Below are 12,313 nucleotides of genomic sequence, written 5' to 3' on the forward strand. Positions count from 1 at the left end.
CCCACCCGCGCGCCGTCACCCGCTCGTGACCTGACCCTGGTTGGCTGCCGCACATGACCTTGATGAGGGGCGGGGCGGCGCGGGCCTGGGGCGGCTCGGCTGCGCACCGGTTCTACAGCGTCGTGGTCTTCGTGCTGCTCGCCTCGCTGGACAACGTGGCGATCGGCCTGGTGCCCCCGCTGTACGGGCCGATCGCCGACGCCTTCGACGTGCCGCAGCGGCTGCTCGGCCTGGTCACCGCCGTGAGCTTCCTGGCCAGCGCGGTGGCGTCGGTGGGCTGGGCGTACGTCGGCGACCGTGCGAACCGCAAGCCGCTGCTGATGGTCGGCACCATGATCTGGGCGCTGGGCACCGGGGGCAGCGCGGTCGCGGCGAACTACCCCGCGTTCCTGGCCGCGCAACTGCTGGCGGCGGTCGGGCTGGGCGCCGTCGGGTCGGTCGGGTTCTCGGTCGTCACCGACCTGATCTCGCCCCGCCGGCGGGGACTGGTGATGAGCTTCTGGGGGCTGTCCCAGGGGGTCGGCACGCTGGCCGGCACGCTGGTCGGCGGGCTGCTCGGGGCGGCCGACTGGCGGCGGCCCTTCCTGGCGCTGACCGTGGTCGGCCTGGCGGCGACCGCCGCCTACCTGTTCACCTACGACATCCGCCGTGGCCAGAGCGAGCCGGAACTCGCCGACGCGCTCGCCACCGGCGCCGAATACGACTACCGGATCAGCCGGGCGGACCTGCCGAGGATCCTCGGCCGGCGGACCAACCGGTGGCTGATCCTGCAGGGCCTCACCGCGCAGGCTGCCTTCGGGTCGCTGGTCTGGCTGCCTGTGCTCTTCGCCGAGCGGGCCGAGGACCAGGGCTACTCCGCCGCCACCGCCGTCGTGGTGGGCAGCGTCTTCGCCACCCTGTTCCAGCTCGGCGGCGTGTTCTCCATCATCGGCGGGCTGGTCGGCGACGCCCTGCAACGCCGTACGCCGAGGGGGCGGGCCCTGGTCGCGGCGGTCGGCATCCTCGCGGCGCTGCCGTTCTACCTGGTGCTCTTCTTCGTGCCGATCCGCATCGACGTGCCCGACGGCGCCGGCGCCGGGACGGTGGCCCGGGCGGTGCTGGCCAGCGTGGTCACCGAGCCGACGGTCGGGCTGAGCCTGCTCACCGCCGTGGTGGCGCTGGCGCTGACCTCCGCGAACTCGCCGAACTGGTTCGCCCTGATCGCCGACGTCAACCCGCCCGAGCACCGGGGCACCGTCTACAGCCTCGGCAACCTGGTGAACGGCGTCGGCCGGGCGGCCGGCAACGGGCTGGTCGGGGTCGCCTTCCACGGGCTGCGGGCGGCCTTCCCGCCGCCGCTGAACTACGCCGTCGGGCTGGCCGCCTTCCAGCTCTTCTTCATCCCGACCGGGATCATGTACTGGCTGGCGTCGCGGACCTCGCCGACGGACATCGCCGACGTCCACGACCTCCTGCACACCCGCGCCGAGCGGTTGTGAGGAAGGGCCCCTTGTTGACGCTATGCGTCAACAAGGGGCCCTTCCTCACAGCTCAGGCCGGGCGGACCCAGACCGTCACGTCGGTGGGGACCGCGCCGTCGGTGTCGAGCGGGGCGCTGGCGTGCACCAGTTCGGTGCCGACCGGCAGCGGCACGGCGGCGTCGCCGAAGTTGGTCAGCACGGTAAGCCCGCCGTTGCGGAAGGAGAGCACCTCGTCGCCGCTGGCGAGCCACTCCAGCGTGCCTGCGCCGAGGCCGTGCTCGCGGCGCAGCCGCAGCGCCGTCCGGTACAGCTCGTACGTCGAGCCGGGCACGCCCCGCTGCCGGTCCAGGGCGTGCTCCGCCCAGACCGGCGGCTGCGGCAGCCAGCTCGCGTCGGTCGGCCCGAAGCCGTACGACGGGGCGTCGGCCTCCCACGGGATCGGCACCCGGCAGCCGTCCCGGCCCCGCTCGGTGTGCCCGCTGCGCGCCCAGGTCGGGTCCTGCCGGGCCTCGTCGGGCATCGTGGTGTGCTCCGGCAGGCCCAGTTCCTCGCCCTGGTAGAGGTAGGCCGAGCCGGGCAGGGCGAGCATCAGCAGGGTGGCCGCCCGGGCCCGGCGCAGGCCGAGCGCGGCGTCGGGCTGCGGGTCGCCGATGCCGATGCCGTTGGGCCGCTTGCCGCCGACGGGCAACCCCAACCGGGAGGCGTGCCGGACCACGTCGTGGTTGGACAGCACCCACGTGGTCGGGGCGCCGACCGAGTCGGTGGCCTCCAGCGAGCGGGTGATCACCGCGTACTGGGCGGGCGCGGTCCACGCGGCGAGCAGGTACTCGAAGTTGAACGCCTGGTGCATCTCGTCGGGGCGCACGTACCGGGCCAGCCGCTCGGCCGGCTCGACCCACGCCTCGGCGACCAGGATCCGCTCGCCCGGGTAGCCGTCCAGCACCCGGCGCCACTCCCGGTAGATGTCGTGCACGCCGTCCTGGTCCCACATCGGCGGGCGCGGCTTGTCGACCTCCTGCCCGGAGAGGATCTCCTGCGGCTCCTGCCAGTCGGCCAGGTCGGCCTGCTTGATCAGGCCGTGCGCCACGTCGACCCGGAAGCCGTCCACGCCCCGGTCCAGCCAGAACCGCAGCACGTCGAGGAACTCCGCCCGCACCTCGGGGTTGTCCCAGTTGAGGTCGGGCTGCCCGGGGTCGAACAGGTGCAGGTACCACTGGCCGGGCCGGCCGTCGGGGTCGGTGACCCGGGTCCAGGCCGGCCCGCCGAAGACGCTCTGCCAGTCGTTCGGCGGGCGGTCGCCGTCCGGTCCCAGGCCGTCCCGGAAGACGTACCGGTTGCGCTCCGGGCTGCCGGGGGCGGCGGACAGCGCCTCGGCGAACCAGCGGTGCGCCGAGGACGTGTGGTTGGGCACCAGGTCGACGATCACCCGCAGCCCGCGCGAGTGCGCCTCGGCGATCATCCGGTCCGCGTCGGCGAGACCGCCGAAGAGCGGGTCGACGTCGCGGTAGTCGGCCACGTCGTAGCCGGCGTCGGCCTGCGGCGACGGATAGAACGGCGACAGCCAGACCGCGTCGACGCCCAGCTCGACGAGGTGGTCGAGGCGGGCGGTGACGCCCGGCAGGTCGCCGATCCCGTCGCCGTCGGAGTCGGCGAAGGAGCGCGGATAGACCTGGTAGATGACGGCGTTGGTCCACCAACCGGTGGCCGCGTCGGCGGGCGTGTCCTGGTGTGTCGGGTTGCTGTTCAGGGCTTCTCCCGTGTGTCGAGCCGTACGGTCGGGTGCGTGGTGCCGGGGGATCGGCGGTCCCCGTCAGTGTGCCCGGGGCGGCGCGGTCGATTCACGCACGATCAGGCGAGTGGGCAGGATCACGGGCGTCTCGGGCGTGTCGCCGGCTGCCCGGCTGGGCCGGGTGGCGCCCGCTCCGGCGTCGGGGTCGGGCGGCTCCGGCCGCCGGGCGACGAGCGGGTCGAGCAGCATCCGCGCGGCCAGCCGCCCCTGCTCCGCGGCCGGTTGGGCGATCGTGCTCAGCCCGACGACGCGGGCCAGGTCGTGGTCGTCGACGCCGATCACGCTGACGTCCTGCGGCACCCGCAGGCCGGCGTCGCGCAGCGCGGTCATCGCCCCCATCGCCATCTCGTCGCAGGCCGCGAAGATCGCCGTCGGCGGCTCGCCGCGTCGGAGCAGCTCCTCGGCGGCCCGGGTGCCCCCGTCGATGGTGAACTGCGACTCCACGTCCAGCAGCGGGTCCGGGGCGAGGCCGGCGTCGCGCAGCGCGTCCCGGTATCCCTGCCGTCGATCGAGATGGGTGGTGAAGGCCAATTCGTCCTGCGGGTCGCCGGAGATGTGCGCGATGCGGCGGTGACCCAGGTCGAGCAGGTGCCGGGTGGCGGTCCGCGCGGCGTCCACGTCGTCGATGCGGATGCAGGGCCAGCCGGGGACGACCGTGCCGGAGCTGACGGTCACCCCGGGCAGCTCCAGCTTTCCGAGGGCGATCAGGTCGGCGGGGCGCAGCGGCGTGGCGACCAGCATCATCGCGTCCACCCGCTTGTGCAGGTTGGCGGCGCGCAGCACCCGCTGGCGGGCCTGCTCGCGCCCGCCGAGGTTGTGCAGCAGCAGGTCGTAGCCGGACTGGTGGAGGAACTCCTCGACGGCCTCCACGACGGTGGCGAAGAACCACCGGGTGATCCGCGGGACCACGACCGCGATCGTGCCGGTCCGGCCGCCCGCCAGCCGCGAGGCGCTGGGCGAGACGGCGTACTCCAGTTGCTCGGCCGCCGCGAGCACGCGGCGCCGGGTCGCGGCCGAGACCGTCGGGAGCCCGCGCAGCGCCCGGGAGACGGTGGCCGTGGAGACCCCGGCCAGGCGTGCGACATCATCGATCTTCGTCACGGTACCCCCGCTTCGCGCCGGCCCCGCCGCCGCCGGTCTCCCGGCGGCGGCGGAGAGGCGTCAGCCCTTGACGCTGCCGGCGAGCAGGCCCCGCACGAAGTAGCGCTGGAGGGACAGGAAGACGATCAGCGGTACGACGATCGAGACGAACGCGCCGGCGGTGAGCCGCTGCCACTCGTTGCCCCGGGTGCCGGCCATCTCGGCCAGCCGGACGGTGAGCGGGGCGGTCTCGTCGTTGCCCCCGGCGAAGATCAGCGCGACGAGCAGGTCGTTCCAGACCCAGAGGAACTGGAAGATGCCGAACGCGGCCAGCGCCGGGGTGATCAGCGGCAGGACGATGGTGCGGAAGATCTTCGGGTGGGTGGCCCCGTCGACCCGGGCCGCCTCCATCAGGTCACCCGGGAGCTGCGAGATGAAGTTGTGCAGCAGGAAGACCGCGAACGGCAGCGCGAAGCAGGTGTGCGCGAACCACACCTGCGCGAACTTCTGTTCGTCGACCAGGTCCCAGGCGGGCAGCACGGTGATCCCGCCGACGGTGACCCCGGTGGAGAAGAACTTCAGCAGCGGCACCAGCGCCATCTGCAGCGGCACGATCTGCAGCGCGAAGATCGCGATGTACATCCAGTCCCGCCCCCGGAAGTTGATCCAGGCCAGCGCGTACGCGGCCAGGGCCGCGAAGGCGAGCGGGAAGAGCACCGACGGGATGGTGATCGCCAGCGAGTTGATGAAGTAGCTGGCGAGCTGCGGGGACGACGAGGAGCTCCCGAACAGCACCTCCTGGTAGTTCTCGAAGGTGAACTGCGGGTCGGTGAAGAAGGTCCACCACCCGCTGGTCTTGATCTGGTCCTCCGGCCGGAACGACGAGATGAACAGGCCGAAGGTCGGGATGGTCCAGAGCACCGCGATGACGACCGACACGAGGGTCGCGGTGCGGCTGTTCAGCCGCTTGCGCACCCGTGCGGCGCGGGACGTGGTGCGGCCGTCGGTCTTCTGGGCGCCGGCGGCGACGGTGGGCGTTGCGGTGGTCATCTCAGCCCTTCCGCTGCTGTCGGATGTTGCGGATCTGGTAGATCACGATCGGCACCACCAGGACGAACAGGAAGACCGCCAGCGCCGAGCCCTGCCCGTTCTGGCCGTACCGGAACGCCTGGTTGTACATCTCGTTGGCGATCACGCTGGTCTCGTAGTTGCCGTTGGTGGCCGTCCGGACGATGTCGAAGACCTTGAGGGTGGCGATCGACAGCGTCACCACGACCACGATCAGCGCCGGCCGGATGCTCGGCATGGTGATCTGCCAGAACATCTGCCACGGGGTGACCCCGTCGAGGCGGGCCGCCTCCACGATGTCGGCGGGGATGGCCTTGATGGCGGCGGAGAGCACCACCATGGCGAAGCCGGCCTGGATCCACACCATGATCACGATCAGCAGCAGCGTGTTCAGCGGCGACTCGAGCAGCCACTGCTTCGGTTCGCCGCCGAGGCTCACCACGATCTGGTTGAGCAGGCCGATCTGTTCCTGCCCGTCCCCCCGGTACGCGTAGACGAACTTCCAGATGATGCTGGCGCCGACGAAGGAGATCGCCATCGGCAGGAAGATCAGCGATTTGGCGACCGCCTCGAACCGGGCCTTGTCCACCATGACCGCGTAGATCAGGCCGAACGCGGTGGCGACCAGCGGGACGAGCAGCACCCAGACCAGGGTGTTGACCAGGACCCGGACGATCGAGTCCTCCGAGAACATCCAGCCGTAGTTGCGCAGCCCCACCCAGTCGTTGCTGCCCGCGTCCATGAACGACAGCATCGTGGTGCGGACGGCCGGGACCACCAGCCCGATGGTGAGCAGCAGCAGCGTCGGCAGCAGGAAGAAGAGCGCGAACAACCCCTCCCGCGGCTTACGCCGGCGGGGGAGCGGGGCGCCGCTCGCGGAGGCGGCGACGAGCTGCGCCTCCCGGCGGCGGGCGAACCAGGCTGGCACCACGTCGAGGAGCAGGAGCAGACCGCCCACCACCGCGACGAAAGCGATCAGCCCGTACATCAGCATGAGGAACTTCGGCTGTTCCTCCGCGAAGTCGAACTCCATCGACCCTCCCAGGTCAGGACCTGCCGGTGGGCCGGCCCGCGCACGCGGGCCGGCCCACCGTCGAGATCACTTCCAGCTGCTCTCGATGCCGTTCAGCACCGACGCGGTGTCCTTGCCGTTGATCCAGTCGACCATGCCCTTCCAGAACGTCCCCGCGCCGACCGTGGCCGGCATCAGGTCGGAGCCGTCGAAGCGGAAGACCGAGCTCTTGTCCTGGAGGATCTGGACGGAGAGCTTGTCGATGGGGTTGGCGACGTTGGCCAGGTCGAGCTTGTTGTTCGCCGACACCCAGTCACCGATCTTGGCGCGGCTGTTGGCGTGCTCGCCGGAGGCGAGGTAGGTCTGCACCGCCTGGACCTCGGGGCGGTCGGCGAAGGCCGCGACGAACTCGCCGCCGCCCAGCACCGGCTTGCCCTTGGCGGGGTCGATCGCCGGGAAGTAGAAGGCGAAGACGTCGCCGTCCTCGGCCACCTTGGTGCCCTCCGGCCACTGGTTGGCGTAGAAGGACGCCTGCCGGTGCAGCGCGCACTTGCCGGTGGTGATCGGCAGGCCGCCCTCGCCGAACGCGGTGGTGGAGATGCTCTTCACGCCACCGTAGCCGCCGTTCATGTACTTCTCGTTCTTGAGGATGGTGCCGGCCTTGTCGACGGCCTCGGCGACCTTCGGGTCGTTGAACGGGATGCCGTGGGTCGTCCACTGGTCGTAGACCTCGGGGGTCTGCGTCCGCAGCATCACGTCCTCGATCCAGTCGGTGGCCGGCCAGCCGGTGGCGTCACCGGACTCGATGCCGGCGCACCACGGCTTGGTGCCGCTCGCCGCGATCTTGTCGCTCAGGGCGATCATCTCGTCCCAGGTGGTCGGGACGGTCCAGCCCTTCTCCTTGAAGGTCTTCGGCGAGTACCACACGAACGACTTCACGTTCGAGCCGAGCGGGGCGCCGTAGAACTGGCCGTTGACGGTGCTGTACTTCAGCCAGTCGGCCGGGTAGTTCTCCTCGGCCATCTTCTTGGTGTCGGCGCCGACCGGCTTGAGCTTGCCCGCGTCGGCGAAGCGCTTGAGCAGGCCCGGCTGCGGGATGAACGCGAGGTCGGGTGCGTTGCCGCCGTCGACCCGGACGGGCAGCTGGGCCTCGAACTCGGCGCTGCCCTCGTGGTCGACCTCGATGCCGGTGCAGTCCTCGAACTGCTTCCAGGACTCCGCCAGGCGGTCGGCCTCGATGTCCCGGATCGACGAGTAGATCGTCACCTTCTTGCCGTCGTGGCCCTTGTACTTCTCGTATGCGGCGCACTCCGCGGAGCCCGCGGCGTCACTCTTCTTGTCGTCACCGGTGCCGCAGGCGGTGGCGCTCAGCGCCAGCCCCAGTACGCCGGCGATCGCGAGAGCCTGGCGTGATCTGGCAAACGCCATGCCGTTCTCCTTCCTTGCCGGCGCGTGGGGGAATCGAACGCGCGCCGGTCCGAATTGGCATCAACACATGTAAGCGCTTGCATCGGACTCGGTCCACCCCTGACCGGACACGACCGAGTAACAATCCGGAAACCCTGTCGTTGCCGTTTGGGCGCGCTCCCACGACGGGTGTCCGCATCTTTTCAGGAGTGGCGGTTTCTGTCACGCTGGAGGTAGGTATAGAAAGATTTAAACATTGGAGGTCATGCATGCGTAAGCGATGGCTCAGCCTGCTCGCGACCGGCCTGCTGGCCGTGGGCGCGCTGCTCCCGGCGGCCCCGGCGATGGCCGCGCCGACGTTCAAGGTGCCGTTCCCCTGCGGGCAGTCCTGGTCCGGCCAGACGCGCACCAACCACAGCCCGGCGTACGCGATCGACTTCAACCGCACCGACGACCTCGGCGACCCGGTGGTGGCCAGCGCGCCGGGCACCGTGGACCGGGTCACGGATCTCGGCGGGACCAGCTACGGCAAGTACGTCCGGATCAACCACGGCAACGGCTACAGCACCTACTACGCCCACCTCAACGGCTTCAACGTCTCCGTCGGGCAGACCGTCGGCTACGGCAAGGTCATCGGCTGGGTCGGCAGCACCGGCGGCTCGTCCGGCCCGCACCTGCACTACGAGCAGCGGCTCAACGGCAACGACATCCAGGTCCGCTTCAACGGCGCCCTCGCCCTCTACTGGGGGACGAAGACGTACACCAGCGACAACGGCTGCGGCTCCACCACCGGCTCCGGCACGGTCAACACCAGCGGGACCCCGCTGACCGTCCGCTCCGGCCCCGGCACCGGCTACGAGGCCGTCGGCACCGTCGCGGACGGCACCCGGGTGACCATCTACTGCCAGACCAGTGGCACCACCGTCACCGGCACCTACGGCACCAGCTCGATCTGGGACCGGATCGGCAGCGGACGCTACATCGCCGACGCGTACGTCTACACCGGCCACGACGGCTACATCCCCAACGTGCCTCGCTGCTGAGCGCGGGACGGGGCCCCGGGACCTGTCCCGGGGCCCCGTCGTCCGGCACGGACGCTCACGCGTCGCTCAGGTGTTCAGGCGCCAGATGGCGAAGTTCAGCGCGGCGGCGAAGGTGACCCACGCCCAGTAGGGGAGCATCAGCAGGGTCGCCGGGCGGGACACCCTCCGGAAGAGGAGGACGGTCCCCCCGATCGCCGCCCAGATCAACAGGATCTCGGCGAACGCCAGCCCGTACCGGCCGGCGCCGAAGAAGAGCGGCGTCCAGATCGCGTTGAGCACCAGTTGCGCGATCCACGCCCCGAGGGCCGGGCCGAACCCGACGCGGCGCCAGACCAGCCAGCCGGCGACCGCGATCATCGCGTAGAGCGCCGTCCAGACCGGCCCGAAGAGCCAGGACGGCGGGGCCCAGGGCGGCCGGGCGAGGGCCGCGTACTCCGCCGAGGTGCCCCGTACGCCCAGCCCGCCGATCGCGGCCGCGACGACGACCGCCGCCCCGAAGCCGAGCAGTGCCCACCACTGCCGTGCGCCTGCCGTCCGCCGTTCGCGCCGAGACATCTCCACGGTCGAGACATCTCCGCCGGGGCGCCGGGTAAACCTCGCCGGCACGGCGGGAACGGCCCACCCGCGGACAACATGGCGCCGGGGTCGTCGAGGCCGGATGCTCCCGTCGGGAGGACGGAGTTCCGGTCACGACGACCCCGGCGGGTCCCGGTCGGCGGCGGACGGCCGCCACGTCAACTGAAGATGCTCACACCACCCGGCCCGACGAGCAGGCCCACCACGATGAGGACGATGCCCCACAGGATCTGCCGGCGGAACAGCGCGAGGATGCCGGCGACCACCAGTACGACTGCGAGAATCCAGAGAATCAGCTCCATGATTGCTGGATACCCGAGGCGCCGACGCGGGAAACCTCCGGTTGATCGAGGTGGTCGCCCAGGTGGAAGATGCTGTAGGCCTGCTTGATCACGGGGTGGGCGACGTTGCGGACGCGTACCCCGCCCGGCGTGGTGCCCCGCTCGGTGCCGGCGTGCGCGTGCCCGTGCAGCGCCAGCGCGGTCGGCGCCGAGTCGATCGCCTGACCGAGCTGGTACGACCCCAGGAACGGGTAGATCTCCAGCGGCTCGCCGGCGAGCGTGTCCGGCACCGGCGAGTAGTGGGTGAGCGCCACCAGCACGTCGCAGTCCAGCCCCCGCAGCGCCGAGGCCAGCGCGTCCGCGCTGTCGGTGGTGGTCCGGACGAACGCCTTCATCTCCGGCTCGCCGAAGTCGCTGGCGCAGCGCCCGGCGAACCCGCCGCCGAACCCCTTCACCCCGGCGACGCCCAGCCGGCCGCCGGCGCACTCCAGCACGACGCCGTCGCCCTCCAGGACCCTGATCCCGGCATCCTCCAGCACCTTGACCACCTGCGGCACCTGGTCGCACTGGTGGTCGTGGTTGCCGAGCACGGTCACCACCGGCACGCCCAGCCCGCCGAACTCGGTGGCCACGCACCGGGCCTCCGACTCCGTCCCGTGCCGGGTCAGGTCACCGGCGAGCAGCAGCACGTCGGCGTGCTCGGGCAGCTCCTCCAGCGCCGGCCGGAACCGGCCGACCACGTCCTCGTCCAGATGCACGTCACCCACGGCGGCGATCCGGATCACCATGGAACCTCCTCAGGGCAGTTGCTCGATCTCCGTGGGTGCCTGCGCGCGGATCACCCCGATGTCGCTGGTGATCGGCACGTCCGGGAAGCGTTCGGCCACCCGGCGCAGGATCTCCTCCCGCCGGTGCGGGCTCTCCACCTCGCCGTAGAGCACGAGGCCGCGTTCCCGGCGGACCACGGTGATCCCCTGCTCGGCCACGTCCGGGTCCTCGGTGAGCAGCCGGTGTACCTCCGCCTCGACGTACTCGTCGGGCGGCCCGGTGGCGACGTCGCGGTGCTCGGTCACGGTGTCCCCTCTCCCTGCGGGGTGCCGGAGTACGGCACCACGTCCAGCCGGTCCAGCAGCACCAGGAACGCCTCCGCGTACGGCGAGTGCTGCGTCTCCTTACGTACCCGTTCCCAGTCGATCTGCTCCCGCAACGAGCGGGCGAGTGGCAGGCCCCGGGCGAAGTCGCAGTAGTGCTGCGAGAAGCTGAGCAGCTTGTGCACCATCAACTGGGTGGCCGAGAGCACCGGCATGTGGATGGCGTCGACCGGCCGGATCATCGTGTCGGCGAACGTCTCCTCGGTCACCGGCGTCTCGATGGGCCGGTGGATGAGGTCGACCATCCGTCCGTCGTCGAAGACCTTGACCAGCCAGTCCTCGGGCGGGCGCTCGGCCGTGAAGCCCGCCGCGACCAGGGCCTCCAACGCGCGTTCCACGTCGACCTCCCGGATGAGGAAGTCGACGTCGTGCTCGCTGGAGTGGCCGCCGTGGGCGTACACGGCGAAGCTGCCGCCGAGCGCGAAGGGAATCTCTTCCTGCTTGAGCACGGCGGCGACCTTCTTCAGCGTGTGCACCAGGCTCTCGTCCCCGCGCTCGGCCATTGGCGTCTCCCGTCGATGGTGGTGGGCGGCTGATCCAACTCCGGTACCCGGCATCCCGCTGGGCCACACCTGGCAGGGGGCGCGGGTGGGGCCAACCAGGAGCAGACGGTACAAATCTCCGGCGACGCGAGCGCGGGTCGGATAGCCTGTGCAGGGTGTCCAGATCACCGGAGGCACGGCGCGGCAGGGCCCGATTGCGCGCCGTCGCCCTGATCGGCATCGACGGCTCGGGCAAGACCACCCAGGCGCACCGGCTCGCCGATGCGCTCACCGCGGCGGGGCACCCCGCCACCTACCACCGCAACGCCGGCGGGCGCCGCTGGCTCGGCCGCCTCGCGTACCGCCTCGGCCGCCCGGACGCCCAGCGTCTCGTCGGGCGCGGCGGCATGCTGGCCGTGGAGTCCGTGCTGCGCTGGCTCGCCATCGCCGCCGCCCTGCTCGGCTGCCTCGCCACCGGCCGGATCGCGGTCATGGACCGCTACTCCGCCTGCCAGTACGCGAGCATCCGTGCCCACGGGGGCCAGCGCTGGGAGCGGCTCGCCCGGGTGGGCTACCGGATCTTCCCGCGACCGCAGGTGACCTTCCTGCTGGCCGTCGACCCGGCCGAGGCGTACCGGCGGATCGAGCAGCGTGGCACCGACCACGAGAGCATGCGGTACCTGACCGCCGCGGACGCCGCGTACCGGGCGCTGCCGGAGCACCCGACCTTCGTGGTGGTCGACGCCGGACGGCCGCCGGAGGAGGTGTCCCGGCAGATCGAGGCCCACCTCGCCGGCTGGTTCGCCGCCGCCGACGGGCGCGACGGTCGGCCCCGCGCGGTGGCCACCCCCGCAGTGGTGGCCGCGCCGGCCGTGGAGCCGGTCGCGGCGGGTCGCCTGGCCGGCTGACCCGACCGCCCGCCCGACCGGACCAGTTGGCCGACCGGGCCGGGCTGACCGTGCCT

General features: G+C 71.5%; 13 protein-coding genes. 3 read left to right on the forward strand and 10 right to left on the reverse strand.

The window, feature by feature from the left end; genetic code table 11:
- Positions 1 to 53: 53 nt before the first annotated feature.
- On the forward strand, positions 54 to 1,478 hold the full coding sequence (locus tag ACFY23_RS28205) for an MFS transporter (protein ID WP_350678246.1): 1,425 nt from the start codon (positions 54 to 56) through the stop codon (positions 1,476 to 1,478).
- 52 nt (positions 1,479 to 1,530) lie between these two features.
- Here the strand turns inward: ACFY23_RS28205 and ACFY23_RS28210 are convergent, their stop codons facing one another.
- From ACFY23_RS28210 to ACFY23_RS28230, 5 genes are all read right to left on the reverse strand, one after another.
- Positions 1,531 to 3,207, reverse strand: a complete 1,677-nt coding sequence (locus ACFY23_RS28210; RefSeq protein ID WP_350678305.1) for an alpha-amylase family glycosyl hydrolase — start codon at positions 3,205 to 3,207, stop codon at positions 1,531 to 1,533.
- Between the two features lie 63 nt (positions 3,208 to 3,270).
- Positions 3,271 to 4,350 (reverse strand): LacI family DNA-binding transcriptional regulator, encoded by a 1,080-nt coding sequence (locus ACFY23_RS28215; protein WP_350678249.1) that lies wholly within the window; start codon positions 4,348 to 4,350, stop codon positions 3,271 to 3,273.
- A gap of 60 nt (positions 4,351 to 4,410) precedes the next feature.
- On the reverse strand, positions 4,411 to 5,379 hold the full coding sequence (locus ACFY23_RS28220; protein WP_350678252.1) for a carbohydrate ABC transporter permease: 969 nt from the start codon (positions 5,377 to 5,379) through the stop codon (positions 4,411 to 4,413).
- Position 5,380: 1 nt separating this feature from the next.
- Positions 5,381 to 6,430: a sugar ABC transporter permease gene (locus tag ACFY23_RS28225; RefSeq protein WP_350678255.1), complete on the reverse strand. Its 1,050-nt coding sequence runs from the start codon at positions 6,428 to 6,430 to the stop codon at positions 5,381 to 5,383.
- Between the two features lie 66 nt (positions 6,431 to 6,496).
- On the reverse strand, positions 6,497 to 7,837 hold the full coding sequence (locus ACFY23_RS28230) for an ABC transporter substrate-binding protein (RefSeq protein WP_350678257.1): 1,341 nt from the start codon (positions 7,835 to 7,837) through the stop codon (positions 6,497 to 6,499).
- Positions 7,838 to 8,085: 248 nt separating this feature from the next.
- On the opposite strand from ACFY23_RS28230, the gene ACFY23_RS28235 reads away from it, so the two are divergent.
- Positions 8,086 to 8,859 carry a peptidoglycan DD-metalloendopeptidase family protein gene (locus ACFY23_RS28235; RefSeq protein WP_350678260.1) on the forward strand — a complete coding sequence of 258 codons (774 nt, stop codon included), beginning with the start codon at positions 8,086 to 8,088 and terminating at the stop codon, positions 8,857 to 8,859.
- Positions 8,860 to 8,925: 66 nt separating this feature from the next.
- On the opposite strand, the gene ACFY23_RS28240 is transcribed toward ACFY23_RS28235, so the two are convergent.
- The 5 genes from ACFY23_RS28240 to ACFY23_RS28260 all read right to left on the reverse strand — a co-directional run bounded on the left by ACFY23_RS28240 (position 8,926) and on the right by ACFY23_RS28260 (position 11,424).
- Positions 8,926 to 9,414: a TspO/MBR family protein gene (locus ACFY23_RS28240; protein ID WP_350678308.1), complete on the reverse strand. Its 489-nt coding sequence runs from the start codon at positions 9,412 to 9,414 to the stop codon at positions 8,926 to 8,928.
- A 179-nt stretch (positions 9,415 to 9,593) separates the two neighbouring features.
- The gene (locus ACFY23_RS28245; protein ID WP_018786997.1) at positions 9,594 to 9,737 is read right to left on the reverse strand and encodes a GPGG-motif small membrane protein; all 144 of its coding nucleotides are present in this window, start codon (positions 9,735 to 9,737) and stop codon (positions 9,594 to 9,596) included.
- On the reverse strand, positions 9,728 to 10,504 hold the full coding sequence (locus tag ACFY23_RS28250; RefSeq protein WP_350678263.1) for a metallophosphoesterase: 777 nt from the start codon (positions 10,502 to 10,504) through the stop codon (positions 9,728 to 9,730). The genes ACFY23_RS28245 and ACFY23_RS28250 overlap by 10 nt, the downstream gene beginning before the upstream one ends.
- Before the next feature lie 9 nt (positions 10,505 to 10,513).
- Positions 10,514 to 10,789 carry a hypothetical protein gene (locus ACFY23_RS28255; RefSeq protein WP_350678265.1) on the reverse strand — a complete coding sequence of 92 codons (276 nt, stop codon included), beginning with the start codon at positions 10,787 to 10,789 and terminating at the stop codon, positions 10,514 to 10,516.
- Positions 10,786 to 11,424: a nucleotidyltransferase gene (locus ACFY23_RS28260; RefSeq protein ID WP_350678267.1), complete on the reverse strand. Its 639-nt coding sequence runs from the start codon at positions 11,422 to 11,424 to the stop codon at positions 10,786 to 10,788. The genes ACFY23_RS28255 and ACFY23_RS28260 overlap by 4 nt, the downstream gene beginning before the upstream one ends.
- A 92-nt stretch (positions 11,425 to 11,516) precedes the next feature.
- Here ACFY23_RS28260 and ACFY23_RS28265 point away from each other — a divergent pair, with 92 nt between their 5' ends.
- Positions 11,517 to 12,257, forward strand: a complete 741-nt coding sequence (locus ACFY23_RS28265) for a dTMP kinase (RefSeq protein ID WP_387038837.1) — start codon at positions 11,517 to 11,519, stop codon at positions 12,255 to 12,257.
- Positions 12,258 to 12,313: the final 56 nt, after the last annotated feature.

The organism is Micromonospora sp. NPDC000121 (assembly GCF_042899165.1).
In the GTDB taxonomy this organism is placed as follows: domain Bacteria; phylum Actinomycetota; class Actinomycetes; order Mycobacteriales; family Micromonosporaceae; genus Micromonospora.

Coding starts and splice junctions, on each gene's coding strand:
- ACFY23_RS28250 (WP_350678263.1), bottom strand. CDS start 10,504: ATGGTGATCCGGATCGCCGCCGTGGGTGACGTGCATCTGGACGAGGAC.
- ACFY23_RS28225 (WP_350678255.1), bottom strand. CDS start 6,430: ATGGAGTTCGACTTCGCGGAGGAACAGCCGAAGTTCCTCATGCTGATG.
- ACFY23_RS28220 (WP_350678252.1), bottom strand. CDS start 5,379: ATGACCACCGCAACGCCCACCGTCGCCGCCGGCGCCCAGAAGACCGAC.
- ACFY23_RS28240 (WP_350678308.1), bottom strand. CDS start 9,414: ATGTCTCGGCGCGAACGGCGGACGGCAGGCGCACGGCAGTGGTGGGCA.
- ACFY23_RS28235 (WP_350678260.1), top strand. CDS start 8,086: ATGCGTAAGCGATGGCTCAGCCTGCTCGCGACCGGCCTGCTGGCCGTG.
- ACFY23_RS28245 (WP_018786997.1), bottom strand. CDS start 9,737: ATGGAGCTGATTCTCTGGATTCTCGCAGTCGTACTGGTGGTCGCCGGC.
- ACFY23_RS28205 (WP_350678246.1), top strand. CDS start 54: ATGACCTTGATGAGGGGCGGGGCGGCGCGGGCCTGGGGCGGCTCGGCT.
- ACFY23_RS28260 (WP_350678267.1), bottom strand. CDS start 11,424: ATGCCGGGTACCGGAGTTGGATCAGCCGCCCACCACCATCGACGGGAG.
- ACFY23_RS28230 (WP_350678257.1), bottom strand. CDS start 7,837: ATGGCGTTTGCCAGATCACGCCAGGCTCTCGCGATCGCCGGCGTACTG.